General features: G+C 44.8%; 28 protein-coding genes. 11 read left to right on the forward strand and 17 right to left on the reverse strand.

What is annotated here, in order from left to right; all coding sequences use genetic code 11:
• Positions 1-60 precede the first annotated feature (60 nt).
• From B9G69_RS01170 to B9G69_RS01220, 11 genes are all read right to left on the reverse strand, one after another.
• Positions 61-891 (reverse strand): MinD/ParA family protein, encoded by an 831-nt coding sequence (locus B9G69_RS01170; protein ID WP_088616470.1) that lies wholly within the window; start codon positions 889-891, stop codon positions 61-63.
• Positions 888-2,318: a flagellar biosynthesis protein FlhF gene (flhF, locus tag B9G69_RS01175; protein ID WP_088616471.1), complete on the reverse strand. Its 1,431-nt coding sequence runs from the start codon at positions 2,316-2,318 to the stop codon at positions 888-890. Before flhF ends, B9G69_RS01170 begins: the two co-directional genes overlap by 4 nt.
• Entirely contained in the window at positions 2,308-4,407 is a 2,100-nt protein-coding gene (flhA, locus tag B9G69_RS01180) for a flagellar biosynthesis protein FlhA (RefSeq protein WP_265437910.1), read from the reverse strand. Before flhA ends, flhF begins: the two co-directional genes overlap by 11 nt.
• Positions 4,407-5,393: an EscU/YscU/HrcU family type III secretion system export apparatus switch protein gene (locus B9G69_RS01185; RefSeq protein ID WP_265437911.1), complete on the reverse strand. Its 987-nt coding sequence runs from the start codon at positions 5,391-5,393 to the stop codon at positions 4,407-4,409. The genes flhA and B9G69_RS01185 overlap by 1 nt, the downstream gene beginning before the upstream one ends.
• 113 nt (positions 5,394-5,506) lie before the next feature.
• Positions 5,507-6,286, reverse strand: coding sequence for a flagellar biosynthetic protein FliR (gene fliR, locus B9G69_RS01190; protein WP_088616474.1), 780 nt, complete (start codon positions 6,284-6,286; stop codon positions 5,507-5,509).
• Between the two features lie 5 nt (positions 6,287-6,291).
• Complete coding sequence (fliQ, locus tag B9G69_RS01195; RefSeq protein WP_088616475.1) at positions 6,292-6,564, reverse strand: flagellar biosynthesis protein FliQ; 273 nt, start codon at positions 6,562-6,564, stop codon at positions 6,292-6,294.
• Between the two features lie 8 nt (positions 6,565-6,572).
• Entirely contained in the window at positions 6,573-7,331 is a 759-nt protein-coding gene (gene fliP, locus B9G69_RS01200) for a flagellar type III secretion system pore protein FliP (protein ID WP_088616476.1), read from the reverse strand.
• Complete coding sequence (locus B9G69_RS01205) at positions 7,328-8,044, reverse strand: FliO/MopB family protein (RefSeq protein WP_088616477.1); 717 nt, start codon at positions 8,042-8,044, stop codon at positions 7,328-7,330. The genes fliP and B9G69_RS01205 overlap by 4 nt, the downstream gene beginning before the upstream one ends.
• 10 nt (positions 8,045-8,054) lie before the next feature.
• The gene (gene fliN, locus B9G69_RS01210; RefSeq protein ID WP_265437912.1) at positions 8,055-8,432 is read right to left on the reverse strand and encodes a flagellar motor switch protein FliN; all 378 of its coding nucleotides are present in this window, start codon (positions 8,430-8,432) and stop codon (positions 8,055-8,057) included.
• 8 nt (positions 8,433-8,440) lie between these two features.
• Positions 8,441-9,472, reverse strand: coding sequence for a flagellar motor switch protein FliM (fliM, locus tag B9G69_RS01215; protein ID WP_088616479.1), 1,032 nt, complete (start codon positions 9,470-9,472; stop codon positions 8,441-8,443).
• A 9-nt stretch (positions 9,473-9,481) separates the two neighbouring features.
• A complete protein-coding gene (locus B9G69_RS01220; protein ID WP_088616480.1) occupies positions 9,482-10,012 on the reverse strand; it encodes a flagellar basal body-associated FliL family protein in 531 nt (176 codons plus the stop codon).
• A gap of 279 nt (positions 10,013-10,291) precedes the next feature.
• On the opposite strand from B9G69_RS01220, the gene B9G69_RS01225 reads away from it, so the two are divergent.
• From B9G69_RS01225 to B9G69_RS01240, 4 genes are all read left to right on the forward strand, one after another.
• On the forward strand, positions 10,292-10,606 hold the full coding sequence (locus B9G69_RS01225) for a hypothetical protein (protein ID WP_088616481.1): 315 nt from the start codon (positions 10,292-10,294) through the stop codon (positions 10,604-10,606).
• A gap of 52 nt (positions 10,607-10,658) precedes the next feature.
• A complete protein-coding gene (locus B9G69_RS01230; protein ID WP_265437913.1) occupies positions 10,659-11,789 on the forward strand; it encodes a DUF2914 domain-containing protein in 1,131 nt (376 codons plus the stop codon).
• A 148-nt stretch (positions 11,790-11,937) separates the two neighbouring features.
• Entirely contained in the window at positions 11,938-12,579 is a 642-nt protein-coding gene (locus B9G69_RS01235; protein ID WP_265437914.1) for a CDP-alcohol phosphatidyltransferase family protein, read from the forward strand.
• The gene (locus tag B9G69_RS01240; RefSeq protein WP_088616482.1) at positions 12,579-13,502 is read left to right on the forward strand and encodes a phosphatidate cytidylyltransferase; all 924 of its coding nucleotides are present in this window, start codon (positions 12,579-12,581) and stop codon (positions 13,500-13,502) included. The genes B9G69_RS01235 and B9G69_RS01240 overlap by 1 nt, the downstream gene beginning before the upstream one ends.
• Positions 13,503-13,545: 43 nt before the next feature.
• On the opposite strand, the gene B9G69_RS01245 is transcribed toward B9G69_RS01240, so the two are convergent.
• Positions 13,546-14,385: an inositol monophosphatase family protein gene (locus B9G69_RS01245; RefSeq protein WP_088616483.1), complete on the reverse strand. Its 840-nt coding sequence runs from the start codon at positions 14,383-14,385 to the stop codon at positions 13,546-13,548.
• Positions 14,386-14,519: 134 nt separating this feature from the next.
• Here B9G69_RS01245 and B9G69_RS01250 point away from each other — a divergent pair, with 134 nt between their 5' ends.
• The 3 genes from B9G69_RS01250 to B9G69_RS01260 all read left to right on the forward strand — a co-directional run bounded on the left by B9G69_RS01250 (position 14,520) and on the right by B9G69_RS01260 (position 16,610).
• Positions 14,520-15,323: an SPOR domain-containing protein gene (locus B9G69_RS01250; RefSeq protein ID WP_254916975.1), complete on the forward strand. Its 804-nt coding sequence runs from the start codon at positions 14,520-14,522 to the stop codon at positions 15,321-15,323.
• Between the two features lie 121 nt (positions 15,324-15,444).
• A complete protein-coding gene (locus B9G69_RS01255; RefSeq protein WP_088616485.1) occupies positions 15,445-15,822 on the forward strand; it encodes a hypothetical protein in 378 nt (125 codons plus the stop codon).
• A 113-nt stretch (positions 15,823-15,935) separates the two neighbouring features.
• Positions 15,936-16,610, forward strand: a complete 675-nt coding sequence (locus B9G69_RS01260; protein ID WP_265437915.1) for an HdeD family acid-resistance protein — start codon at positions 15,936-15,938, stop codon at positions 16,608-16,610.
• On the opposite strand, the gene B9G69_RS01265 is transcribed toward B9G69_RS01260, so the two are convergent.
• Positions 16,611-17,237 (reverse strand): hypothetical protein, encoded by a 627-nt coding sequence (locus B9G69_RS01265; RefSeq protein ID WP_088616487.1) that lies wholly within the window; start codon positions 17,235-17,237, stop codon positions 16,611-16,613.
• Entirely contained in the window at positions 17,234-18,610 is a 1,377-nt protein-coding gene (locus B9G69_RS01270) for a hypothetical protein (protein WP_088616488.1), read from the reverse strand. The genes B9G69_RS01265 and B9G69_RS01270 overlap by 4 nt, the downstream gene beginning before the upstream one ends.
• A 197-nt stretch (positions 18,611-18,807) precedes the next feature.
• Between B9G69_RS01270 and B9G69_RS01275 the strand changes: the two genes are divergently transcribed.
• From B9G69_RS01275 to B9G69_RS01285, 3 genes are all read left to right on the forward strand, one after another.
• Positions 18,808-21,102, forward strand: coding sequence for an ATP-dependent helicase (locus B9G69_RS01275; RefSeq protein WP_088616489.1), 2,295 nt, complete (start codon positions 18,808-18,810; stop codon positions 21,100-21,102).
• 68 nt (positions 21,103-21,170) lie between these two features.
• Entirely contained in the window at positions 21,171-21,740 is a 570-nt protein-coding gene (locus B9G69_RS01280; protein WP_088616490.1) for a hypothetical protein, read from the forward strand.
• Between the two features lie 138 nt (positions 21,741-21,878).
• Positions 21,879-22,343, forward strand: a complete 465-nt coding sequence (locus B9G69_RS01285) for a hypothetical protein (RefSeq protein WP_088616491.1) — start codon at positions 21,879-21,881, stop codon at positions 22,341-22,343.
• Here the strand turns inward: B9G69_RS01285 and B9G69_RS01290 are convergent.
• A complete protein-coding gene (locus tag B9G69_RS01290; protein WP_088616492.1) occupies positions 22,340-23,530 on the reverse strand; it encodes a KamA family radical SAM protein in 1,191 nt (396 codons plus the stop codon). The two genes, B9G69_RS01285 and B9G69_RS01290, sit on opposite strands and share 4 nt — an antisense overlap.
• A gap of 312 nt (positions 23,531-23,842) precedes the next feature.
• On the opposite strand from B9G69_RS01290, the gene B9G69_RS01295 reads away from it, so the two are divergent.
• Entirely contained in the window at positions 23,843-25,318 is a 1,476-nt protein-coding gene (locus tag B9G69_RS01295) for a hypothetical protein (RefSeq protein WP_088616493.1), read from the forward strand.
• Positions 25,319-25,396: 78 nt separating this feature from the next.
• Here the strand turns inward: B9G69_RS01295 and B9G69_RS01300 are convergent, their stop codons facing one another.
• Complete coding sequence (locus tag B9G69_RS01300; RefSeq protein ID WP_088616494.1) at positions 25,397-25,765, reverse strand: hypothetical protein; 369 nt, start codon at positions 25,763-25,765, stop codon at positions 25,397-25,399.
• Positions 25,766-25,774: 9 nt separating this feature from the next.
• Positions 25,775-26,467, reverse strand: coding sequence for a hypothetical protein (locus B9G69_RS01305; RefSeq protein WP_088616495.1), 693 nt, complete (start codon positions 26,465-26,467; stop codon positions 25,775-25,777).
• Positions 26,468-26,555: the final 88 nt, after the last annotated feature.

A 26,555-nucleotide genomic window follows, 5' to 3' on the forward strand; every position in this document is an offset into this window, starting at 1 on the left:
TATGTTAGCAAACAGCCCTGTGCGCTGAAAGTCCAATTCTGTAACGGCCTAGGAGTCACCTTAGGCGATACCCACCACTTGGTCCCAAAACATCTGCATTCCCCCATTAGCTTCAATTAACTTAGAGGATTTCTCGATCTGCGCAGAAATTTGACGAATTGCCTTAGAAGATTCTGCTCCAATATCATGTCTCACAATGAGACGCTGCATTTGAGTTGCTTTTCTCAACACAGCATCATTTGGAACTGATCCCCAGTAATCAAGACCAATGTACAGGAAACGACTTACAACATCGTTGAAACGCTTGTACAAATTGATGCCGTCTTCTTCATCACGCACTTGATTGCACACGATGGAGAAGTGATTCACCTTGTAGTGTTTGTTTAGAACTTTAATAAGCGCATAAGCATCGGCGAAGCTTGATGGATCAGGAGTGATAACCACACTCACTGACTGCGCCGCAGAGTTAAGGAACAAAACATTTTCCGCAATGCCCGGAGCCGTATCGATCAATAGGAAATCAAATCCCATCGGCAAAGTACTAACAGCTTCTACCATCGCACGTCTTTCAAAGTGGTTCATGTTGTTAAATTCAACAACACCGCTGCCACCCGGAATTAAATAAACATCTTTAGACACTTCCAACAAAATGTCTTTCATTTCCTTGCGACCCGCGATGATATCGTGAATCGTACCTTGGCTTTTGGCACCGAACATGATGTCCACGTTCGCCATTCCCAAGTCACCGTCAAGGATTAGAACCTTCTTCCCTTTTTGCGCAAGGCTCAAGGCAAGATTGGCTACCAACGTTGTTTTACCAACACCACCCTTTCCAGAAGTAATGCTGATCGTTCTTGTGCGATATAAATCGAATGTATTTAAACGGCTCATACGGCTTCAGAATCCTGTTGTTTAAATTTCGTAATTTTGAACATCAAATCCAACAAACGCTCTTTCGTTGCAAATTCAAAGTCCTCTGGAACTCTGGAACCGATACCAAAAGAGTGAAGTGGGATATCAAAACGTTTCATGAAATTGTAAATCGTGCCGTGCTGGGTGGATTCATCCAAACCGGTGAACACCACATCTTTATAACCAAGCACCGAGTATCGACGTCCCAACTCGATTGCGTCAGCATCTTTTGTATTTGTGGACATCGTCAAATGCACGTTTGCATTCAAAGCTTGTGGCGGTAAAAGACTGCGTAACAAATTGATTTCCTCGTTATTTTTCAAACTCAAACCAGCGAAATCCACTAACACGCAATCAACGTTTGCCAGATAGCGCATCAAATTGTGCCAGTCATTTTGCGTGCGGATCACAGAGAATGGAACATTCAAAATCTGCGCATAGATCTTCATCTGATCAGCCGCGCCTACTTTAAAAGTATCCGTCGTAAAAATCGCCACTTTTTTGCGCTCACGAACGACCATGTGACTTGCCATTTTAATTAAAGCAGATGTTTTACCACTGCCCGCTGGGCCCACGAAGCAATGAATTTTTCCAGCTGTCGGGTTTTGAGCAATTTTGATTGCATCTAAAACATGGCGAGCAACGAAGGCCTCAGCCAACGCTTTGTTCTTAAGTTTCAATGCAGGCAAAGTCTCTTGAGCTTGGGTCAAGATATCCGCCGCGATTTCTGGGGCCATACCAGAGCGAGTTAACTTTTCAAAGATGGAGCTCAGATCATAGTTGATCCCGTAGTCAGCACCCGGATGCGCACCAACAAAAGATTGCGGCATCGTTTGGAACTGAGTGATCACATTTTTTAAGCTAGCGATCTCGTTTTTCAAGGCGATGATTTCAGCAGACTCCGCAGCTGATTTTACAACCGGAGCTGGCGCCGCTTTCACGGGCGCAACAGCTTTTTTAGGAGCAAAATTCTGCTCCTGTTCCTGGAAAGCATGAAGCGCACGTTGTGCCGCATTTTTCACTCTTTCCTCTGACAACTGCTGTTGGCGAGCATAATTATTTTCATCATCGATATCGATATAACGACGTTGTGTAATAGCTGGAGGAGGCTGGCTTTTTTGCACATGCTTATCCACCATCTTTTGGATCAACTCTTTTTGTTGTTTTGCGGAGCTTTGCGCGAATCTTTCGCGATCTTGCTCGCGCAAACGTGACTCTGCAAATTTCTTTTTTTGCAAAGTCTCTTCGGAGACGGCGGCGGTGATTTCAACACTGCCTTCGCCCACCAGCCCGAAGCTTTTGTTGTTGTCGCGTGCAGAAAGGATAATGGCATCAGGACCCAATTGGGTCTTCACCATCTCCAGAGCTTCCTTCATTGTACGTGCTTCAAATTTCTTAACCTGCATGGCTCATCTCCACAAGGGCAACCGCTTGAACATCCGCATCCGACGTCAACTCGTTATGCGAAAGCACAACTAGTTGAGGAATAAAACGCGAAGTCAGTTTGTAAATATGTCGACGAGAAGTCGGGCTGGTCAGCAGGATCGGCTGACTTGCGACTTCTGGGTGATTTTCCACAGCCCGCGCGATCTCGTTGATCAAGCGGTGTGCTGTATTTGGATCCATCACCAATTGCACACCTTGCTCTGTTTGCAGGAGTGAGTTGGCAATGAGTTCCTCGATCACAGGATGCAACGTCATCACTGGAATGTTGCCCTGGTCAGTTGTATATTTTGCCGTAATACCGCGAGCCAGAGATCTGCGAACAGCCTCTGTCAACACTTCGATGTCTTTTGTACGTGGAGCTTCATCAGCCAACGTTTCAAAGATCGTCAATAGGTTACGAATTGACACTTGTTCCTTAAGGAGGGTTTGCATAACGCGAACCACAGAACCCAATGACATAAGATCTGGGATAAGTTCTTCCACCACTTTCGGATGAGATTTTTTGAAGTTCTCAACCAAGGAGGCAGCTTCTTGACGACCCAACAACTCATGAGCGTGGGAGCGAATGATCTCGGTTAAGTGAGTTGCCATCACAGTTGGCAAGTCAACAACCGTGTATCCAGCGATCTCTGCATCTTCCTTACGGTTTGGAGAAATCCAAAGAGCATCAAGACCGAACGCTGGCTCTTTCGTTTTAATGCCATCTATATTTTCAGTGACATTGCCCGGATCCATCGCCAAGACAGATTCAGGACGAAGTGTACCGCCGCCGACTTTGTTACCTTTGATCATCACGCGGTACTCACCTGGAGCCAATTGCAAGTTGTCGCGGATATGGATACTTGGGACCACGATCCCCAAATCCAAAGCGAATTGCTTACGGATACTGACGATACGTTCAAGCAAGTCACCCGATTGGTCAGATTCTACGATACTGATCAGGCCGTAACCAACTTCCAATTCCACCATATCGACTGGAAGCATGCTTTCGATGTTTTCCTTTTTCGGCGCCGTAGCTTGAGTTTCCAAAGCTTTCTTTTCTGCTGCAGCATGCTCGGCTTTGAATTTTTTGAGTGCCCATGATGTTGCACACAAGATACCACCCATAATTAAGAATGGAACTGTCGGCAATCCAGGTACAACTCCCATCAAGAGCAATACCCCGCCCGAAATCATAACAGCACGTGGATTGATCAAAAGTTGGCCCGTAACCTCTTGCCCCATGTTCTTATCAGAGTTCGAAGTACGAGTTACAATCATACCGGCTGCAGTAGAGATGATCAGAGCTGGAATTTGCGCAAGCAAACCGTCACCAATCGTCAACATCGTGTAGTACTTGGCAGCGGTGCCAACATCCAAACCTTTCTGGATCACACCAATTCCCAAACCACCAATGACATTAATGAGTGTAATGATGATCCCGGCAATTGCATCACCACGAACGAATTTAGAAGCACCGTCCATCGCTCCGTAAAAGTCAGCTTCCTGCTCGATTTGACGACGACGCTTACGCGCTTCAGCTTCGGTAATGTGACCGGCATTCAATTCGGCATCGATCGACATTTGCTTACCTGGCATTGCATCTAAAGTAAAACGAGCTGCGACTTCGGCCACGCGCCCAGAACCCTTCGTGATAACCATGAAGTTGATGACGATCAAAATCGCAAACATGATGAAACCGATAACGTAGTTACCGCCGACAACGAAGTTCGCGAACGAAGCGATCACATCGCCGGCCGCCTTTTCACCTTCATGTCCGTGAGTCAGGATCAAACGAGTTGTCGCAACGTTGAGCGCTAGACGGAACAATGTGGTTATCAATAACAGGGACGGGAAAGATGTAAAATCAAGAGCTCTTTCTGTATAGATGCTCACAAGCAAGATCAAGATACTGATCGCCAAAGAAAACGTAAGCGAGATGTCTAACATCAAAGGTGGCAATGGAATGATCATCACCGCCAAGATAGCTAGAATACCAAACGCAATAAAAAGATCCGTATTTTTCGTATACTTTTCGAATCTTTTTAAAAACTGAAAAACATCTTCCATTATCTTTTCTTCCTACGTAAACGGTAAACATATGAAAGTACTTCGGCCACCGCGACAAACAAATCTCTGGGAATCACCTGCCCGATTTTCATCGTTTTAAAGATCGTTCGTGCCAGAGGTTTATTCTCAACAATCGGAATATTATGCTCTCTAGCTAGAGCTTTAATATTCTCCGCTACGACATCCGCTCCCATCGCAACCACCTGGGGTGCTGGCAAATTGTCTGAATACTTCAAAACAACTGCGATGTGGGTCGGGTTCGTGATCACAACGTCGGCCTTAGGCACTTCTGACATCATTCGTTTTGATGCCATCTCCCTTTGGATACGACGAATGCGCGATTTGATCATAGGATCACCCTCGCGCTGCTTGTGTTCTTCCTTAACTTCCTGTTTGGTCATCATCATCTTTTTTTCAAGATCCCAACGCTGATAGAAATAGTCGGCTGCCGCAAGAACCAACATAACTCCACCAACTCCGCCCAATAGTTTCGAGACGATGTTGCCAATGTAGCTGCAAATTTGTTCAATCGAGAAGCTCATCAAATACGGAATTTGATGAACTTCTCCACGTAACAAGAAATACAAAACCATGCCGATTGCGCACATTTTCAGAATGCCTTTTACAGCTTCCATCACGGCGCGAAGACTCATCACACGTTTCATGCCTTCAACGGGATTTAACTTGTTGGGATCTGGAGTTAATGCATCTTCAACTTGCAAAAATCCAATTTGCGCAACCGTAGCAGCAGCACCCAGCAAACCCGCGATTCCCATTACAGGAGCAATTAAAATAAGGGCTTTCTCTCCGTTCATGCGAAGAGCTTCCGTGAAGTTTCCGGTGCGAATCATGGCAACCATGTCCGGACCCAAGGAATAGTGGAACAGGTCATAGAAGTTTTTGAAGAAGAAACGACCCAAGGCATAGATACCCCCTGAAGCTGCCAACAACAATACTGCTGTCGCCAACTCTTTGGATTGAGCCACATTACCTTGTTTGCGAAACTCTTCCCGCCTGGCATCCGTTGCCGATTCGGTTTTTTCGCTGTCTTCTCCCGACACTTAGTTCCTTCCTAGAACTTCATTTCTCTCTCTAAATTCTACATCGCCTTCATAACTTTGAACAGATTGCTAGCCGTGATTTCGACCAGACCATGCATCTCTGAGATCATCAAAGGCAGGCAGATGAAAACCACTGTCATGCCGATCATAATGGTGACTGGCATGCTCGTAACCAAGACGTTAATCTGAGGAACCGCACGCCCCAGAATACCCATTGCAAGATTGACTAAAATAATCGTAACCAGAACTGGTGCGCACATCTTAATTGTGAGGATCATCGCTGTTTGACCAAACATTGCCATCTCTGCAAATGGTCCCACATTAAGGCTCATCGAGCTTACAGATACCAAAGTATAGCTTTCCAAAATTGCACGGATCAAAATGTGATGACCGTTAATTGCGAGGAAAACCAAGGTTCCCAAGGAAGTATAGAAAGACTCCATCGCATTACCAGACGTCCCAAGCAATGGATTGAACATCTGACCGGCAGATAAACCCACGCTCATAGCGATAAGATCCCCCACCATAGAGACAACGAAAAAGAAGATGCGGGTTAAAAATCCCAAGGACAATCCGACAATGATCTCCCTGGCAGCTAATGACACGATTTCATTGGAAATTACCAAGTAATCGACGTTGCCAATTTTAACCAACGGATACATTAAAACGCTTAAAATAAGGGATAGCAAAATTTTAACAGGAGTCGGAATGGTACCTGCACCAAAGAATGCAGACGCCACCACAAAAGCAATCATTCGCAAAAAAATCAATGCGAACAATAAAAGTTGTGCTTCGGTGAAGGCCGTCCAATTCAACATCTAAACTATTCCCTGACCATCGCTGGAATATTATCAATCAGCGTGGCTGTGTAAGTCGTCATCACATCCATCATCCACGGCCCCGCCAGAACAATCACAACCGCAACCACGATCATTTTTGGAATGAACGTCAAAGTCGCCTCGTTGATCTGAGTCAAAGCTTGGAAAATGGAAACCGCTAAACCCACTACCAGCGTGCTGATCAAAAGAGGTGCCGACAACATAGCTGTTGTACGTAAAGCATCCTGACCAAGTTTAATCACTAATTCTTCAGTCACTATTCACCTCAACCGAAACTTTTAACCATCGAACCGATTAAGAGTCCCCAACCGTCGACAAGTACAAAAAGCATAATTTTAAATGGAAGCGAGATCACAATTGGCGGAAGCATCATCATACCCATGGCCATCAGTACGCTGGATGCCACGATGTCGATCACCAGAAACGGAAGAAAGATAATGAAACCAATTTGGAACGCTGTTTTAAGTTCAGAAACAACGAACGCCGGCACCAGAACCATCGTTGGAACTTCAGCGCGCGTTTTTGGTTTTTCTACTTTTGAAAGTCTGACGAACAATGCCAAGTCAGAATCACGCGTCTGATTGAACATAAACTTACGTAGTGGAGCCAGAGAACTTTCAAGAGCTTGCTCTTGAGTAATGGCACCTTTCAAATAAGGCTGAACACCTTTGGTGTTGATCTCATTGAATGCCGGCTGCATCACAAAGAACGTGAGGAATAAAGACAAACCCACCAATAACTGATTGGGTGGCATTTGCTGCACACCCATGGCCTGTCTTAAAAAAGACAACACGATAATAATACGAGTAAAGCCCGTCATCATGATCAAGATGCCCGGTGCTAAAGTCAGCACCGTCATGATCATCACAAGTTTAATCGCATTAACCACTTCATTTGGGTTTTCCGAAGTTTTAAAACCTAGGTTTACTGTCGGCAAAGTCACTTGCGCAAAGGCATGTGAACTTGTTAGCAAAACAAGTGGCAGCAGAATCAAACTCCAAAGAGTCAGTTTCTTAAAGTTCACTGAAAATTCCTCATGCCTTTCAAACGTTTTGAAACAATGTCTTTGATCCCGCTGATCGCGAACTCCTCATCAGCATCCATCGCTGGCGTTTCTTTCTGGCGAGTTTTGAATGTGACACGCTCTCTGGGCTCCGACGAGGCTTCAAACTGATCTTCATCTTCGTCAAAAGTAGCCATTGTTTTCCCAAAGCTTTTTGGAGCTTCTTCTGGAATTTCATCATCAAGCAAAGACAAGGACTTGATCATTGAAATATTGTGATCGGTCACGCCGATCAGTATCGACTCACCAGCAACGCGAATGATTGCCAAACTTTTCTTAGGACCCAAGTAATGCTGTTGCAACACTTTGATCTGAGTCTGGTGTTTTCTTTCTTTAGGCACTGAATACTTGCGCAAGAAGATAAATGCACCGCAACCCACAAGGCCCAAGATTGAAAGAGTCATTAGAATACGGAACCAGCTTGAGCCTTCAGTTCCCGCATTTTTTTTGTTTTCTAAATTAAGTGGAATTTCAGATTCCTTGCGATTATCGATCTTTGGCAAATCTTTAGAAACAACAGCCTCTTGAGTTGTTGTTTCCGCAGGAACTGCCGCAGTTTCATTATTAGCTTCCGCAGCCACAGCTGCTGGAGCTGTGTTAGAGGTAGGGGCCTCTTTGTCTGCTGCGTGAGCAGAAACGGAAATCATAAAAAGTACCGCAAAAATCCACTTCATAACAAACCTCTTACTTAAGCTGCTCTACGCGCTCAGCTGGAGAAATGATATCTGTCAAACGTACACCGAATTTCTCATTCACTACCACGGCCTCACCGCGAGCAATCAACTTGTCATTCACATATACTTCCATTGGCTCACCAGCCAATTTATTCAATTCAATAACGCTACCTTGAGTCAGATTCAAAAGCTCACTCACTGGCATTTTCGTACGACCCAATTCCACTGTAACTTTCAATGGAATGTCTAAAATCAGATTCAAATTTCTGTCCTTAGCACCTGATAAGCCGTTCGTTTCTTTTTTCGGAGCTGCGCTGCCTTCAGCGGCCATTCCCGAAGCTTCTGCCATTAACTGATCTGCCAAGTCGTCCAATTTATCGTCTGTCATTTATCCCCCTACTTGATTACCGGACGAGTCACTTGGACAGCCACGGTTCCATGATGTATTCCGTAATAACCTAAAAACTTTTTGATACCTTCAATTTCAACTTCGAATTCGCCAGTAGCGTCTTGATCCAGTGGAATAACATCGCCCACTTTCAAGCTCATCATGTCGCGAAGTTTGATCTCGGTTTCACCCAAGTTCACTTTGATTTCTAAATCTGTTTCCAAAAGCTGTTCTTGGATTGTGGAGGTCCACAACTTCTTATCCGTTTGATCAGATTCAACTTGGAAACCAGTGGAAAGTTTCTGTTTAATAGGCTCGATCGTTGCGTAAGGGATTACGATTGAAACCGTACCCGACGCGTTTTCAAGCTCAACGTCAAAAGTGGAAGCGATAACCACGTCGGTCGGAGGAACGATACCTACGAACTGTGGATTGACTTCCGTACGAACAAATGAACATCCGATTTTTTCAACAGATGCCCATGCGGATTCAAGATCGTTGATTGCAAGGCCCACAACTTTTTGCACAATCTGAAGTTCGATCGGAGTAAAATCTTTACCGTCAATTTTAGTATAAGGACGATCAGCTCCACCAAAGAAGCTGTCCACCAATGCGTAAGCCAGTTTACTTTCGATGACGAAAAGAGCTGAACCACGCAAGTTACCGAAACGCAGAACACACATGCAAGTCGGCATCGGCAAAGTGTTAATGAACTCCCCGAATTTTAAAAATTCCGTACCTGTCAAAGTGATCGAAGCGATTTTACGAAGAGCCGAAGACAAAGAAACACGAAAAGCTCGCATGAACTTTTCGTAAATAACTTCAAGCTGTGGCAAGCGCCCACGAATGATACGGTCCTGGCTGGTTAAGTCGTAAGAAATGATTTTACGTTCTTCAACCTTGCCATGGCCGCCTCCGCTGCCACCGCCCCCACCACTGGAGGAATCATCTGACTTTGGAGCATCAGAAGAGGCAACATCTCCGTCGGAGACCGCGGCTAGTAGCGCATCAACTTCACTTTGAGAAAGTACCTGATTCATAGCCCTGCCTTAGTTATAAAGGAACTCAGTAAACAGCACGTTTGCAATCTTCCCTTGCACCAGGAAGGAGTTGATCGTGTCTTTAATTTCGTTTTTCAAACTGTCCCGACCTTCACGAGTAGAAACTTCCTCGTAAGTTTTAGAAGACAGAATAATGATAATGATGTCGCGGATTTGTGCTTTACGTTTGTCGATCTCTTCAGCGGCTTTTTCGCCCTTCAGTTCAAGCTCGATATTGACCTTCGCCACACGACGACCTTTAGAACCCGCAAGATTCACGATGAAAGTTTCCAAAGGAACCACTTTACCGACGATTTCTTTTTCTTCGGCTTCTTCCTTGTGTTGGGCTTCGGCTTCACCTTTAATGACGTTTTCGATTTTTGGTTCTGCAGCTTCTTTTTGTTTGCCTTTGAAAAGCATAAAGCCCACGCCTGCGACGATGAGCATATTGATCACTGCTAGAGCGATAAGAAGTATAGGCTTTTGTCCTGAACCGCCAGACGGAGCTGCTTCAGCTGCCGCCGCTTTTTCTTCTGCCATTCATCCTCCATGATGAACGACCACAGATGGGAGTGGTCTCAAGGAGAACATAAGCAACAGCAATGCCAACACGTCGAAAGTCTAGGCACCTATCCTGCAGTCTAACATATTTGAGTACAGGCAATTTTTGCCTCTTCGGCAAATGTTACCCTCCAATTTTTTTATGACAGTAGTCAAAAGTTTGGCGTCAGACTATTGACCTCCGCCGCGTTTACTTAACCGCAGACAGGTTCATAATTATGTTGAACCAAACCCCATTCATAAAGGAAGGAGATCTTTATGGAAAATCCAAGCCAACAATCCGGGGAAGGGCTTCAATCAAAATTCTGGGAAATATCCTCGGCTTTAAAAACGCAGTACGCGAACTTAAACCTATCCGAAGCTCAAATCAGAGACGCATTAAAAAGTCCCGATGATCTCATAAATATGATAAGCGAAAAAACCGGAATTTCTAAAGAAGCTGCTACCGAAAAAGTCCATTCCTTGATGGCCCAATATAATATCAGCGATGATCAGGCTAAATCATTTATGTCTCGCATGACTGAAAAAGTTGAACACGGCATTGACACAATCAAATCAAAATTCATCCACTAAATAGTGGATATGCAATAAGAAAGTCTCCCTGTGAATCATGGAGGCTTTCTTATTGGATTTTATCATCTCTAATAGGTACGATACTTCCATGACATCGTTGAAGAATCGCTTACTTGAATATTACGAAAAGAATGAAACTAAAGTTGATATCGCCTTTTTCTTAGGCGGTTTTGTTTTTGACGTTCTGACACTATCAGATGTGGACGATCCCCTGGGTATCGCACAACAGATCGTTTATCTGGGAGTCATAGGGCTCATCCTCTTTTACGATTTCTTAAGCACGCATGGACTGACGCAAATAAATCCGCGTATTTCTAAGTATTGGGAATACCGCAATTTGGCGGTTCACTTCTTATTGGGAAGTTTGCTCAGTGTTTATTCCCTCTTCTTCCTTAAGAGTGCCTCAATATTTTCATCTATCGTCTTCGTCGGACTGATGATGGGAATCATGATTGCAAATGAACTGAAAAGTGTGCAAAAAGCTGCGGTCGATTTGAAGGTGGGACTTTATGTCATCTGCTTGTTTGCATTTTTCTCAATGACCATTCCGGTGCTGCTCGGCTTTGTAGGCGTAACGACTTTTCTGGCCTCAATCATCTTAACTGGCGTCGTCGTTTACTATGCTTATCACTTGCTGAAGAAAAAAGTGAATAATCAGAAATTACTTTTAAGAACTCTGGCTTTGCCGGGCTTTAGTGTTCTGGGTCTTTTCGTAATTTTATATTTCATTGGGTGGATACCGCCAGTACCTCTGACTGTGCAAAACATGGGCGTGTATCACAGTGTTGAAAAAATCGAAGGGAAGTATTTGCTGTCCCACGAGAATCCGTCCTGGAGATTTTGGCAGACCGGAGATCAAGATTTTATCGCCGAACCGGGTGATAAAATTTATTTCTTTGTAAAGATCTTCTCCCCTGCGCGATTTGACGATTCCGTTGTGGTTCACTGGTATTATAAAGATCCTCGCCAAGGCTGGATCAGCACCGACAAAGTTCCCATGCGTATTTCTGGCGGTCGCAAAGAGGGCTTCCGCGGTTTCGCGATGAAGCAAAATTACACGGCTGGAGAAGGCCGTGTCAGTGTTGAAACGACAGATGGTCGAGAGATAGGGCGCATCTATTTCAACGTCACAAAAACTGAACAAGCATCCACAGATCGCAGGTTCACGATCGAGATCATGTAAAAAAGACCGAGGTGGCCAAGTCATCGTCATTTCATGCCTGTCATGAAGGGCCATCTTCATTTTTACGATGTATCTAGCTTCCACAAATAAAGGCACTGTTCTTGCTCACCTCCTCGTAACTATAATCGTGGAAGTGAAGGTTGTTCTCATGGAGCAAGAAAGCAAAGCTGTTGAAAGCCGTCGTGAGCTAAAATCTCGCAATACCTCTTGGGCACAGCTTCTTGCTAAAAAGCTGGCGGGCTCTCATATTTCACCCAACCAGATTTCGGTGATGAGCGTCTTTTTCGCTGGTGTAAGCTTGGCCGCCTATTATGCCAGCGAATTCACCGACAGTCGCTGGTACTTAATCCTTGCTGCTGTGGGCATCCAAATGCGTCTTATTTGTAATCTGATGGATGGAATGGTTGCCATCGAATTTAATAAAAAATCTAAAGTCGGCGATCTTTATAACGAGATCCCCGATCGCATTGGAGATGCCTTGATTATTCTTGGCGTTGGTCTTTATTTACGAAACACAGTTTACGGATTAACTCTGGCTTGGGCGAATATCTTTATGGCCACGCTGACAGCCTACGTGCGTGTTCTTGGTGCTTCGCTCGGGAAAGGCCATAAATTCATAGGCCCCATGGCAAAGCAGCACCGGATGTTTTTGTTAACCGTGGCCACGGTTCTTGAAACCGTGATCCCGGGATATCCCCTTTATATCGCTCTTGCCATCATGGCGATCGGATTGATTATTACGAATGCCCGCAGAATAACTGGCATCGCAAAAGCTTTGGAGGAAAAATAATGACACCCTCGATTTCCATAGCACTCATCTCCTTGTATTCGACGTTGGCTTTGGTGACATCGGCATTTGGTTTGGTTCGCCTTATGAAAGGCCCGGGCAAGCTGATTTCCGAGTTGATCGAACGCACCCTTTCTTGGTGGGTGATTCTGACAGTGGCAACAGTGTGTTTGTTTTTAAACGATTCTATTGCGACCGTAAGTTTAATGGCACTTTCTTTTTTTGCGTTTCACGAAATCATCTCCAAGTTTGATTTACCACCCGAACACAAACGCGTTCTTAGAATTTCGTATTGCGCGATTCCGCTGCAATATGCGTTGGCGTACTTTAATCAATTCGATTTGTTCTTAGCCTTCATTCCTGTATTTGGATTTTTCTGTTTAAGTTTGCGCAGTGTTGCCACTGGTAAGACCGAAAATATCTCGAAAGCCATGGGTGTGCTGCACTGGTCACTGATGATGACTGTTTTCACCTTCTCCCATATTGCTTTGCTCTACAAACATCCCATCAGTGGATTGCCCCTTGAAAATAGATTTTCATTAGTTCTGTTTTTGCTTGTGACGACGGAGCTTAACGATGTCTTTCAATTTACTTGGGGAAAATTATTGGGTAAACGCAAAATCGTTCCAGAAGTTTCGCCTAAGAAAACCTTGGAAGGATTTTTAGGCGGAGTGATTTCTACGATGGTCCTTGCTTGGTCCATGTCGTCGTTTATTGGTGTGACAACGATGAATGCGTTGCTTTATGGTCTGCTGATCTCTGTAACCGGTTTTTTGGGCGACATCACCATTTCCGCCGTCAAGCGAGACTTACAAATCAAAGATCTGGGCTCATCAATTCCTGGTCACGGCGGCTTGCTAGACCGCGTGGATTCTTTGGCACTGACAGCTGTCGTCTTTTTCTACGCGCTCAAATTTTTGCAATAGAAACTCACAGGCCGACCATCGCGTTGTTTGAAAAACGAACAGCCTAATGAGTTTCTTTGCTGATATGTGGAGCAAGTGCTGACTGCAGTTGTTTCACGATTGCCGGATTTCCAGCAATGATTGAATTTTTGTAGGGATTGTATTTATCACCCCGATATGTGGTTACAATTCCGCCCGCTTCTTCAACTAATAATATTCCAGCTGCCGCGTCCCAAGGCTGAATGTTGCGCTCCCAGAATCCATCGAATACTCCGCGAGCCACTTGCGCCAAATCATAAGCCGCAGCACCAGGACGACGAACTCCACGCACATTACGAACCAAATCGGTGAAAATTTTTAACTGTTCTGAAATCACATGTTCGTGCTCTGCCACAAAGCCTGTTGCCAGCAAGGCATCTTGCAGCTTTTCATTTTTCGCACAATGAATTCTGCGACCGTTTACAAACGCACCCTCGCCACGAATCGCCGTATAGGTTTCGTTCAACATGGGCACATCGATGACGGCAAGTTGAATTTGTCCGTTAATTTCTAATCCCAAGCTGATGCAAAAAATTGGAAAACGATGAATGTAATTCGTAGTGCCATCTAAGGGATCCAAAATCCAGCGACCCTTTTCCCCTGCAGTTTCCCACTGGACTTTCGCCCCAGCGGCATAAGATTCCTCTCCAAGAAACTCTATGTCGGGAAAATTTTTCTTAAGGTAGTCAGAGATGACTCGTTCTGATTCCTTATCCGCCTCAGACACAAGTCCAGCCTGGAATTTATGTTCGATGTGCTCTAAGTTACCGAAATAATTGAGAAGGACTTCTCTGCCAAGACTCACAGCCTTGATGGCCGTACCTAAGACCTGCTTCCAATCCCTTGATTTTACGCTGCTTTCCACGATGTACCTCACAAGTCAGGACCGTCAGGTTATTGACCGGTTCCAGGACTTAAAGCTACCATGGATATAAGGCCAAAGGAAGGGCCCTAAACTTAAGCATTTACGCGGGTTTTAACACGATGAGGATTCAAAAAATGGCAGCGAAATCAGATACGGTTGTAAAACTAGTGATAGTTTTGTTCATCTCTCTTCTTTCTTTCTCGGTGGGATTGTTCGCCGGTAAGAACTTTAGTGACAACCAACATACGATTTCACAACTTGAGCCATCTAAAACAGCGACTCGTGAAGTGGCTTCTGAACATGGTGCTCCTGCTGCAACTGGTGAAGCTAAATCTGGTGCAATGACTGACGAAGAAATCGCAAAGCTTGCTGAAGAGTTCGTCGCTGATGAAAAACCAGTAGCTGCGGGTCACGGTGAAGCTGCCGGTCACGGCGAAGCAAAAGCAGATGCTCATGGTGCGCCAGCTAAAGCTGAAGGCCACGGTGCGCCAGCAGTGGCCGCCCACGGCGCAGCAACAGCAGGTCACGGTGAGGCAGCTCCTGCCCATGGTGCTCCGGCTGCTGAACCTTCTTCTGTAGCTAAAGAGTTAGCAGCTGGTAAAGCTCCCCAGGCTAAAACGACAACAACGACTAAAACAACAACGACGGAAACACGCGTTCCTTCGTCATTGCCAGCAAACGTTGCTCAATACACGGTTGGCAAATTCACAGTGCAAGTGGCTTCTTACGGTGATGAAGCTGAGGCTCAAAAGTTTGCATCTGATTTGAAAGGCAAAGGTTACAGCGCTTTCTATGTTCCAGCGAACATCAAAGGTAAAACATGGTACCGCGTCAGTGTCGGCCAGTTCGCGACTTCGAAAGAAGCGGCTTCTTACAGAACTGAACTTATCAGCAAAGCAAAAGTGTCCTCTGCAATCGTTCAAAAAATCACTGAGTAATCTTCCTTCCTCAGCTTTCCCAACCGACTTGGTGTGAAAGAAAATTGAAAATCCGCAAAGCCTGCGCTTCCACGCAGGCTTTTTTTATTCTCTTTTTCCTGAGGCTCAGTGACAATGAACCATGCCAATTAATAATAAACCGTTAGTCGCAGTCATTATCGCTTTTGATCTTATTTTCATTTCTATCGGTTTATTTCTGTGGCTCTGTTGGACGGCTGCAGCCAGTGAACAAGGTGCCATTGCTTTGGTGTTTTATGCTCCAGTGCTATTTGCTCTGACGGCGACAGCTTTCTTTTTAGGAAGATACTCGGTTAAATCTACGTCACTTGGAAAAATTCCCAAGATGACTGCAAGTATTCTGGTACTGTTCTATTTAACGTTTTATGTATCGCCATTTATTGGGCTCGGAACATTCCCAAACAGCATTATCAACGGTGTTGCCAGTTCCTTTAAATTCCTTACTGGGAAAAGTCCGATGGAGTGGAGCAAGCCCCCCTAGTCCGACTTGGGTCGCGCTGCTCTCCTGTTGCTTATCAAAGCGTCCATTTCATTCTTGGTGTTTGTCTTAAGCAAGCACATGCTTAAACCAACACTGTGATGGAGGTTTTTCCTATGGGCAAATCCAGTCGTTTGATTCTAACTGGAACCATCTATTCTGTTCTGGGGCTTATCGCCCTTAGTTTTGCAGGCGTTACAACTCTGGCCGCAGTTCTAACTTTAGCTGCCGTGCTGGTGGTGGCAGGAATTGCACAAGTCGCTTACGGCATCCAAGGCGTTAGGACCGGACAGCTGTGGCCCCACGCAATCCTGGGGTGTCTTGCTATCGTGGCTGGGATCATCATTGCCAGAGATCCTTACGTGAACACGATGCTGTTCACCGCAATCATCGGCTTCATGCTGTTGGTGGGAGGCCTCGCTAAAGTCATCGGTGCTGCTGTTGAACGGAGCACAGGCTGGGGGTACTATTTTTTAAACGGTGTCGTTTCAATGATTCTGGCGGCGGTCATCTTTAACAGCTATCCGTATTCAGCCTATTGGGCGATCGGAACCTTCGTCGGTGTGGATTTATTAGTAGGAGGTTTGAGTTTAGTTGGGTTGGGATACACCCTTCGTCAGACAAGACAAGAAGCCGTGCAAAATATGAACTCTATGCTGCCCGAAACATATGACGAAATTGAGTACGAATACTTTCACAAACAAAATGCGCAACGAGATGACGACCGCAGCGGTGGTGGAAAAGAAAAAAAACGAGACAAAGACCCCGACGAGTCACCAACGATTCATTAGTTACCAGGCAAAATAAATTCCGGTGCGAATCAGAACACCGAACGTGGGATTAGGATCAAATTCCTGTCCCACCAAACCGCGGCCCTCTGCAGCCGCAATCACGCCAAGACTCTCGCTAAAGCCATAGGAAATATCTGAACCTGCAGCTAATCCGCCCATGTATTTAGAACCCGTGGATTCAGTCACGCTGGAGCCCGAAAGAGTTGTTGTGACATCTTCTTTATAGGTTCCAAGACCACCACCACCATAAACAGTGACTTGCATCGCTTTTTTACGCAGACGCCATAAATGCCAACGTCCCCAAAGCAATGTTTCTTGATGATCACGAGTGATCTTAAGAGTTGGATTCCCGCTATCTTGAGAGAACTTGGAATATTCAAATAACAAAGACCAGGAAGCTTTACGGTAGGCGACGCTAAAATTCATCGGTGTTTGCTCGACGTAATTTTCAGAAGCATCTTTCTCGTATCGAACTTCATAAGCCAGGGGGTATATTTGAAAGTGATTAAGGGGCAAAACGCGAACATTTGCAGGTTTAGCTGATTTTTTAGAATTGTCTACAGAAGCTTCCTGCGCCGAAGCTGCTGCCGTCATCAGAACTGCAAATACAACAACGATAAATCTCATTTTTTTGCCGCCGTCGTATCCGTAATTTGATAACGTTTTGCTGCTGCTACGCAGATTTTATTCGTGTTCTCTTCTGTCGAATTAATAACCTCAACCAAGAATTCACATTCTTTTTGGCTCATGTCTGAAATCACGCTTGAAAGTATGCTTAAAAAGCGAGTCGGCGGATAGTACTGAGTTGAATCATAGGCTAAGAAGTCTTGGCGCAAAACCGGAAGTGCCGCCACTAACCAAGTCGCCATTTTCTTACGCATTTCGATAGAATCAACTCCACGTGTTTCCGCAGCCGTATCAGTGAATAGCTTCAACAAACGGGAATACTTTGTTCCCAATGCATAAGAAATATCACGCATGTATTCTTCATAAGATTCACGATTATTGAAGTTCGTGTATGTCGCTGCGAAATCGCGCAATCTATCCGCCTTTACTAAGCTGACAACTTCATACTGTGCAATATTCAAAGAACGTTGACGTTTATAAGCCGGCAAAGAGGGAGAAATGAAATCAGGATCACCTGTATACACCCAGCCCCAGAAGTCTGCCAGACCTTCATTCAAGCCACGGTGATAATAGCGATTGTAGTAACGCTTTACCAGTTTCTCAGAAGCAGGGCTAACCATACGACCCGATCCTAATTTTGGATTGGAATCTGTTTCCACACGTGGATTAGGTTTGGCACTTAATACATCACCTTTACCTGTTTCAACTCCTGCAGCTTGCAGGAATTGCCGACGATCATGAATAGAGCCTGTGTCGATTTGGCCGTCGGTAGCAGAAGAGTCCTCAAAACCCTTCATCACCAATTTAAAATACAAGGAATGGAAATGTTCATGAGCTAAAATTCCACCATTCACAGCAATCGGTAGGTCTTTGTTCGTGTAAGGTACGATCAAAATAGAATCCGTCGTTCCATCGTACAAAGCATTGTTTATTAAACCACTTGATTCACGAACCGAAACGCCGATATCGCGCGGCCAATGGTTCACTCCACCGGCGCCGACTTCCTCATCCAATTTGGCAAGACTTTGCATGTGAGCATAGATAGCCACTAACTGCTGGCTTTGCTCGTTGGCTGGAATGTATTTACCGTCGGTATTTTTAATAAAACGACCCTGCGGCGCAGGACCATTCAAACGGTTATCAAGAATGCGCGGACTGATGAAAAAACGAACGAAGCGTCCGGAAACCTCACGCAAATTATCTAAACCTGAAAGTTCGATGAATTTAAGGGAGTACCCGTTTTTGCTGTCATTGATGGGAGATAGAACCTCAACGGAGCCAGAAACTTCGGACGTGTTGTCCTGACCAGAGCAAGCTGTGACAGCCATGGCCAACAAAACAACTGCTGTGATTTTAGGAAGAACACGCTTCACAAAGTCCCTTCCAGGCACTATAAAAACTGGTGCCTCGTTCGGTCTTCGACCAAATGCGTTATAGTTTTAGCGGAAGTTCACAAAAAACTCAATGATAACTTAGGGATAGACAAACTTTGTCAGTCCCTCTAAAACTTCGACAGTCGCCCTTAATAAGGCTTCGGCGCCCCAGGCCCGCTCGATTTAGGAGAGCTCTCATGGATGTATTGGAATTTGTTACGAAAAATTTGAATCCAGCACAAAAGGACGCCGTCGAAACCTTGCAAGGCCCGGTTTTGATTTTGGCCGGTGCGGGTTCGGGGAAGACCCGCGTACTTACTCACCGTATGGCAAATATGATTGGTAACGGAGCTGCCAGCCCCGATGAAATCTTAATGGTGACCTTTACCAATAAGGCTGCCAAGGAAATGGAACATCGTATTTACAAGCTTTTGACGGACCTTCAAGTGCCGGTTCATAGCCAGCTTTGGATTTCAACGTTTCATAGCTTCTGCGTACGCATCCTTCGCAATCACATCACTCTTTTGGATTATAAGCCGTTCTTTGGGATCTATGATTCTTCGGACACTCTTTCACAAATTAAGAAGGTCATGACGGCGTTGAATATCAACGACAAGATTTATCCGGCCAAGAATTTCCAAAGCCGTATTAGCAGCGCTAAAATGATGGGACTGAATCCCGAACAATTTGAAAAGGGCAACAAGCGTTTGATGGATCAAAAAACCGTCGACGTCTACAAAGCCTATGAAGCGGAAATGAAGAAAGCAAATAGCTTAGACTTCGACGATCTTTTGATGAAGACGTACGAACTTTTCCGTATGTATCCAGACATCCTCGCCATGTACCAACAAAAATTCCGCTTTATCATGGTGGATGAGTACCAAGATACGAATCACATTCAGTACCTGTTAGTGCAAATGCTGGCGAAAGCCCATCGCAACTTGTGTGTGGTCGGTGACGAAGATCAATCCATCTATTCTTGGCGTGGAGCTGATATCAGCAACATCTTGGATTTCGAAAAAGACTTTCCGGAAGCCAAAGTGGTAAAGCTTGAAGAAAACTATCGTTCTTCAGCAAATATTGTTAACGCCGCAACGGCGGTTATTAAAAACAATACTCAGCGCAAAGACAAAACTCTGTTCACTTCGAATCAAGAAGGCGATCTGATCAACGTACGCGAAGAGCGTAATGAATACGACGAAGCTAAATTTGCGGCTAAGACAATTCAAACAATGATCAATGATGGCGAAGGGTCTTATAACGACTATGCGATTTTCTATCGCACGAATGCTCAATCCCGTGTCCTGGAAGAGCAGCTTCGCACCCTGGGCATTCCTTATCGCTTGGTCGGCGGCGTGCGCTTCTATGAGCGCATGGAGATCAAAGACATCTTAAGCTATCTGAAACTGTCTGTGAACCCTGCGGATGATATCGCATTCAAACGTGTGATCAATGTTCCCGCTCGCGGCATCGGTAAAACCACTGTCGAAAAAATGGAAGAACTGGCTCATCAAAAAAATCTTACCTTGATGGAAGCCGCAGAAAAAGCTGTGAACGAGCGCCTGTTCAATGCTGGAACTTCTGGAAAAATTCGCAGATTCCTGGATTTAATGAAAGACCTTCAAAGCAATGCGACCGAATTCAAATTGACTGATTTCTATCACATCGTTCTGGATCGCACTGAATACTTGATGGCTTTAAAAAAGGACGAGTCCGAAGAAGCCAAAGCGCGTATCGAAAACTTAGAAGAGTTGGACAATGCTATTGCTCAGTTCTCCAAAGAGCGTGGGGAAGAATCCACTTTGACAAGTTTCCTTGAAGAGATGGCTTTGGTGAACGACGTCGACTCTTTGGATCAAAATCAAAATTCGGTGACGATGATGACTTTGCATATCTCCAAGGGTTTGGAATTCCCTTATGTCTTCGTGGTGGGTCTAGAAGAAAACCTTTTCCCAAGTTCTCGCAGTGCCGAATCTGAATCAGATGACGACATCCAAGAAGAACGTCGTTTGGCTTACGTAGGCATGACTCGCGCACGCCAAAAGTTATGGTTAACATATGCGAAGGTGCGCCGAGTATGGGGTCAGGAACAATTCAATCCACCGTCTCGCTTTATCAAAGAAATTCCGACTCAATTTGTAAATTTCAAATCGGCAGCTGCGGAAGCTCCCCGTTTTGTATCGCGATACGGTGCTAATAGCGGTAATGATGAGTACTTCCCAAGCGCTTGGTCTTCGTCAGGCAGCAGCGATCGCAATAAGCCACGCGGCGGCGATGATTTCGATACTCAAGACTTCCCGGATTATGATGACGAAGGCTCCTCTAACAAGAGTTCTTACTCTAAGGGAATGCGCGTTCGCCATCCGACATTTGGCGTCGGCACAGTGTATTCAACCGAAGGTGCTGGAGATAATTTGAAAGTCAGCGTTATGTTCACAGACAATACCGTTAAAAAGTTTGTCGTGAAGTACGCCCGCCTTGAGAGAGTTTAATACAATTGAGGTTGACTCCTTTTTGATAAACAACAATCATTTTTGTTGGACACATAAAGGAGTCATCAATGAACAAACTTATCGTAGCAGCAGCAGTCATCGCTTCAGCATTGTGCTCAGTAGCATCTGCAAAAGATTATTCTTCAACTTCATTCACTTCATACAGCTCTCAGCCGTTGAACGAAGTAACTACTAACCTTACTCAAGGTTACTTTTACTCTGGCAACCGTTACAAAGATGGTGACAGCGGTTCAGCAATCGTTGCAAGCGCTTCTTACCTTCGTTATTTGAAAGACGGATGGCAAGTTGGTGGTGAAGGTGGTCTTCAAATCCTTTCTGAAGAATGGTCTGGAACTCGTGACAGCGAAACTTTGTTAACTGTTGTTGGTATCGGTGCCTACAATTTCGAATCAGACATCAAAACATCTTTGTATGCTAAAGCTGGTGTAGGTCTATATCCAGTTCTAGACAACATGGGTGAGTACAAGTCTCAACTTGGTTTCTTCATCGGTGGTGGTAAACGCTTCCAAATCTTTAACTCTATCACTTACACTCCAGAGCTTCGCCTTGAGAAAAAAGGTGACTTGGATTTGGGTGTAAACATCGCTTTCCTAAACTTTTCTCTTTTCTGGAACTAATTGTTTCTGAAAGTTTGAATTTGAAAAGGCTCTGGGTGACCAGGGCCTTTTTTATTATCTTAGTCCTGTTTTTTCCGAAGTATTTTCCTGAAGTCAGATAGCTTTTGAACTTCGGTTTTAAGTTGTTACGCTTAATGTATGACAACAACATTCAAATATTTGTTCGTGGTTCTTAGCCTCATCTTATCATCCGTCAGTTTTGCAGCTCCCCGTCCCGGCTTTAAACTTGTCGGCCCTAAAGCAGTCACTGAAGACAACGTGAAATTCCGTTGGATGAGCAACGATGGTGAGATCATCTTAAATTGCTCTCATGTTTACGACAGACCTGATGCATGGGACTGGGATGTATGGTGTGGCAAGGGCACAAAGATGTTGCGCGAATTTCGCGTGCACTTTTTAGTTCAAGAATACAATCATCCCAGCAAAGATAAAAAAGCATTCCAAGTCTTGTACTGGGTGATAGACAGAAATTCTGAACCCCGAAAGTTCGATTCAATGTCACAGTGGCTGTCATTCAATGGCAAACCCAATGTGGAATTCTTTAATTTTTCAGTGGGTGTAGAAAATGACTACGGCATCCTAGAACTCGAATACCGCCCCTAGGTAACAGGATTTTTCGCAGCCTTTAGCTGATTCCACTCTTCCAGATAATGATGCAGTTCGGGCTTTTTGATTTTCTCTGGTGCCGGGCTGACATACTTCGCATCCACACCATCCCAACCTTTATAGTAGCGGGTATTGCCATCACGAGCTGTTTCGTAATTGGGAACAAGATAAGTTTTGCCACCGCCATCTGGGATATCCACAGACAGATTCGGCATCGCAAGACCTGACAGATGCCCCCACAATTCACGTTGAATCTCCATCGAGTCTTCAATCGAAGTACGCAAGTGATCCGTGCCTTGCGAAGGATCGCATTGGAACATGTAATAGGGTTTCACACGCAAGAAAAGCAAACGACGGTTCAGTGCCTGCACCAAAGCTGGATGATTGTTCACGCCATTTAACAAAACCATTTGGTTCATCACTGGAACGCCGTTATCCACAAGCTTTTCAAGACCGGCAGCGGCCTCTGCAGTGACTTCGTTAGGATGATTAAAGTGCGACATCAAAAATACGGGTTTGTGTTTTTTTAAAATTTTCACTAGGTCATCAGTGATACGCATTGGACATACCACGGGCATGCGCGAACCGATGCGAATTATTTCCACGTGCTCGATCGCTCGTAAATCACCCAAGACTCGATCCAGCTGTGCATCACCGACTGTTAATGGATCACCACCCGATAAAATAACTTCGCGGATTCCAGGATGAGATTTGATATAGGCGATCGCCTTTTCATATTCATCGTTGCGAATGAATGCTTGCTCTTGACCCGTAAAATGTTTGCGAGTGCAAAAGCGGCAATAAACGCTGCAAATATCGGTGATCAAAAATAAAACGCGATCGGAATAGCGATGAATCACACGAGGTGCTGGATTGTTTTTTCTCTCGCCCAAAGGATCGAGCATCTGCTGCAAACCCTCTTCGATTTCAAACTTTTGTGGCATCAGGATTTGACGAATAGAATCGCCTTCACCACCTGCTAAGCTTGCATAATACGGAGTTGTGCGAATATTAAATAACTCCGCGCCTTCACTGAAAGCAGCTCGCTCAATTTCGCTCAGTTCAAAATGTTTTTCGAAGTCAGTTTTAGATTTCAACGAATGACGAAGCTGCCAGGTCCAATTGTTCCAATCGGATTCAGCGATATGTTCAGGCTTAGGGGCAGAGGGAAAATGCAGCTTCATTGGAGGCTGTTATCGATGAAAAATCCCACTTTCGCAAGGGGAAGCGCCATAAAGTGGCATTTTCTGAGGGATTTAAGAAGACATCCCCCCACCTCTATAAACTACTGTTTTCGTTGATATATTTCAAAATCTCACATTGAAACTCCAGAAGTTCGACATGTGAGTTTTTCTAGAACACCTCTCTCATAATGAGAATGGCCAACATTTTCGCACGCTTACACGCGCCAGACTCTCACTCCCAAGTTGGCTCGGCCTTGGCTTTACAACTAAGTAGGAAAGAGGGTCTGGAAGACCTATTAACCAGGAGGCTTTATGAACTTTAACGATAACAAAAAAAAATGGGCCCTGACAGGTGTCTTACTTGCTGTACTCGGCTTCAATATCTCACCGCCTAAATCTATGAAGAGTTTTACTCTGACTGATATGGCATCATCTGCGGAAGCAACATCGACTCGCTTCTCTAATGATGGCAGCGAATATCTAGCTGATATCAGACAAAGCGGTGACGATCTTATCGTTAATGTTGGTAAACTCCAAAAAACTGAAAGCGGCGCGATGGTCTTGTGCACTAAAGACTGCGGTAGAACTTTGTTATTACCGAACGCTGTCGGAACAAAAACTGAAGACATCAAATTACTTCTACAAAAAGCTATGAGCGAGTCTCAAGAAATCGAAGTTGCGAAATCCGATCGTGGTTCTGAGCGCGTAAAAGCAGTTCGCGAAGAGAAGTCAGATAAAAAATCTGCTAAAGCTGATAAATCTGACAAAGCAAAATCCGATAAAGCTGATGCAACTGCAAAGCTTATGGCAGCCGTTGAAACTTGTAAGGACGAAAACGAAGCAACAGCTGAAATCACTCAGTGTATTTCTGACGAAACCATCTCTATCTTTGAGGACACCGATCGCAAACAAATCGATTCTGCAAAATTCACTTCGATCTTAACGAAAGAAATGATTCTTCCATTGGGTGAAGAGCTTTCTAACATTCGCGATAACGAACAGTATTCATACGCGAACAGAAATATGATGATGGCTAAAATGAAACAAATTCTGACGCCACTATCATCTTTGATAAACAACGCTTCGGTATCAAAAACGCAAACTGCGAAAGACATCCAAGAAAGATACAACTTGTTGGTTAAAGCGACCCTTCAAGATGCCAAAGCTGCTTGGGATAGTAAGGACCTATCATCTTTCCAATACCGCTCTGACGACTTGAAGATGTGGTCTTCTTACATGGCTGGTTCAAATATCTATAATAAAGGTATGAACGAGGCGAGTCAGATGTCAGTGAATCTACAGAACCAAATCGCGACGTCCCTTTGTGCAATGACGAATCCAGCAGGTAGCTGTGGTGCTACGACGGGTAACGACCAAGTGATCCAAGTAAATGGTCAAGTTTACACTCGTGTAGACGTGGCATCAAACAGAGGCGGCGCGACTGGCCAAATGAATACAGGCAATGTAAGCGCGGTTCCTCAAGTGATTCTGCAACAGCCAGCTCAAAACGGCTCGGCGATTGTAGTACCTACGGTTCAAGGCAATCAGTACAACTCGCTTCAACCAATGAGCGCGACGACTGTGAACGGAGTTCCGATGCAAGTGATGCAACAACAAGTTGTGCCTTCAACATCAGCTTACTACCAACAACCCCAGCAAATGTACTCGCAACCGATGTCTCAATACTCGGTTCCGCAAACGAGTGGTGGAGTTGTGAACATGGGTGGTCTTAGAACTGGTGGCACAACAACAGGTGGCGTTGTGAATATGGGCGGGACTCGTTACTAAAAATAATAAGTCACAATAAGCAAATCCTCCAACGGGCTCATGAAGGGCCCGCTTCCTATTTGCCTGTCAGAAAAAATACTAGCGAAGATAAATTTGAACTTGGGCTGGCATATTGCGATCCAAATTCAAAATATTCATGCGAATATCACGAACTTGATCTGCCAAGAAATTCCCAGAGGCATCGCGCGGTCCGCGGTAATCACCTTGAACTTGGAAAACGCCCATTTGGCCTTTGTTTTTCAGCCATACCATCGGATTATTAATACGAACCGTTCCGCGCGAAACTCGAACTAAAATTTCGGAATATGTTTCCTTGGAGTTGACCGGATAGATTTTCATCGGCGGAGAATTGGGAAAGATATTGTCGTTAGCTACCAATTTCCAGTTCCCTGCAAAAGCAGAAGCGGAAATTATCATTGTCACAAACATCGCGAAGAACTTTTTCATACAAACTCCCTACAATACTTGAAATGCGAACGAATGAACGCGAACTTCGGCGTCTTCAGAATAAAGTCCCAAAGCCCCTGCCTGGTCATACAAAGCTTCAGGCATCTTGGTACCGAGATAGTCCATGATCTGAACTCCGTCACGAAAAACTCGGAAGCGCTGACCCTGCTTGGCAAAATAATACGTCGAACGTAATCCAACAGCCTTGGTGGATTGCTCCGATGTCATTAAGAACTTCTGCCCTGTTTCTTCAAAAAATCTGCCCAGCTCGATTCCTGAATTGGGTTTCTGGATAAAATAATTCGCGGTTTTAATCAGCTGTGGATCTTTGCGATAGTTTGAAACAAACCAAAAAACTTCCCAATCATTAGGTGTCGAGGAACGTAGCTGACGAACTGTCGTCACTTCCATTTTCACGACATAGTTATTCACCGGGGCCGTGACCGTGTTTTTCAACAAAAGCAGACTTGAAAAAGTCTGCAGTGAGGTCTTTGCAACTTGTGGATGAAATACCAAATCACCACTGCCATCGACGTTGAATTTGACTTCACCACCGCCATCGAATGCGACAGTCCAATATTTTGACGTCAGTGGAACATTAATGAGTCGATCGTATTTCGGAAGATCCATAGGCGCCGGAGCCTTCTGCGCGCATGCATTTAGGAACAACAGCAAAGACAGACTTAAAAGGGCGTTCATCATAAAAAAATCCCCGGGGGTTTCCCCCCGGGGCCCTGCTCACCACCAAACAAGATGTAAAATTATGTCATCAAGCTGTCGTACAAGTTGC

Origin of the sequence: Bdellovibrio sp. SKB1291214 (genome assembly GCF_002209355.2) — a bacterium.
Classification (GTDB): Bacteria; Bdellovibrionota; Bdellovibrionia; order Bdellovibrionales; family Bdellovibrionaceae; genus Bdellovibrio.

What these genes read in the sequence shown, in the direction of transcription:
- B9G69_RS01205 (WP_088616477.1), bottom strand. Translation starts at nt 8,044, where the DNA reads ATGAAGTGGATTTTTGCGGTACTTTTTATGATTTCCGTTTCTGCTCAC.
- fliN (WP_265437912.1), bottom strand. Translation starts at nt 8,432, where the DNA reads ATGACAGACGATAAATTGGACGACTTGGCAGATCAGTTAATGGCAGAA.
- B9G69_RS01285 (WP_088616491.1), top strand. Translation starts at nt 21,879, where the DNA reads ATGACAACAACATTCAAATATTTGTTCGTGGTTCTTAGCCTCATCTTA.
- B9G69_RS01235 (WP_265437914.1), top strand. Translation starts at nt 11,938, where the DNA reads ATGGAGCAAGAAAGCAAAGCTGTTGAAAGCCGTCGTGAGCTAAAATCT.
- B9G69_RS01255 (WP_088616485.1), top strand. Translation starts at nt 15,445, where the DNA reads ATGCCAATTAATAATAAACCGTTAGTCGCAGTCATTATCGCTTTTGAT.
- B9G69_RS01300 (WP_088616494.1), bottom strand. Translation starts at nt 25,765, where the DNA reads ATGAAAAAGTTCTTCGCGATGTTTGTGACAATGATAATTTCCGCTTCT.
- B9G69_RS01295 (WP_088616493.1), top strand. Translation starts at nt 23,843, where the DNA reads ATGAACTTTAACGATAACAAAAAAAAATGGGCCCTGACAGGTGTCTTA.
- flhF (WP_088616471.1), bottom strand. Translation starts at nt 2,318, where the DNA reads ATGCAGGTTAAGAAATTTGAAGCACGTACAATGAAGGAAGCTCTGGAG.
- B9G69_RS01250 (WP_254916975.1), top strand. Translation starts at nt 14,520, where the DNA reads ATGGCAGCGAAATCAGATACGGTTGTAAAACTAGTGATAGTTTTGTTC.
- B9G69_RS01290 (WP_088616492.1), bottom strand. Translation starts at nt 23,530, where the DNA reads ATGAAGCTGCATTTTCCCTCTGCCCCTAAGCCTGAACATATCGCTGAA.
- fliR (WP_088616474.1), bottom strand. Translation starts at nt 6,286, where the DNA reads ATGTTGAATTGGACGGCCTTCACCGAAGCACAACTTTTATTGTTCGCA.
- B9G69_RS01280 (WP_088616490.1), top strand. Translation starts at nt 21,171, where the DNA reads ATGAACAAACTTATCGTAGCAGCAGCAGTCATCGCTTCAGCATTGTGC.
- B9G69_RS01220 (WP_088616480.1), bottom strand. Translation starts at nt 10,012, where the DNA reads ATGGCAGAAGAAAAAGCGGCGGCAGCTGAAGCAGCTCCGTCTGGCGGT.
- B9G69_RS01260 (WP_265437915.1), top strand. Translation starts at nt 15,936, where the DNA reads ATGGGCAAATCCAGTCGTTTGATTCTAACTGGAACCATCTATTCTGTT.
- fliM (WP_088616479.1), bottom strand. Translation starts at nt 9,472, where the DNA reads ATGAATCAGGTACTTTCTCAAAGTGAAGTTGATGCGCTACTAGCCGCG.
- B9G69_RS01225 (WP_088616481.1), top strand. Translation starts at nt 10,292, where the DNA reads ATGGAAAATCCAAGCCAACAATCCGGGGAAGGGCTTCAATCAAAATTC.
- B9G69_RS01240 (WP_088616482.1), top strand. Translation starts at nt 12,579, where the DNA reads ATGACACCCTCGATTTCCATAGCACTCATCTCCTTGTATTCGACGTTG.
- B9G69_RS01170 (WP_088616470.1), bottom strand. Translation starts at nt 891, where the DNA reads ATGAGCCGTTTAAATACATTCGATTTATATCGCACAAGAACGATCAGC.
- B9G69_RS01275 (WP_088616489.1), top strand. Translation starts at nt 18,808, where the DNA reads ATGGATGTATTGGAATTTGTTACGAAAAATTTGAATCCAGCACAAAAG.
- flhA (WP_265437910.1), bottom strand. Translation starts at nt 4,407, where the DNA reads ATGGAAGATGTTTTTCAGTTTTTAAAAAGATTCGAAAAGTATACGAAA.
- B9G69_RS01265 (WP_088616487.1), bottom strand. Translation starts at nt 17,237, where the DNA reads ATGAGATTTATCGTTGTTGTATTTGCAGTTCTGATGACGGCAGCAGCT.
- B9G69_RS01305 (WP_088616495.1), bottom strand. Translation starts at nt 26,467, where the DNA reads ATGATGAACGCCCTTTTAAGTCTGTCTTTGCTGTTGTTCCTAAATGCA.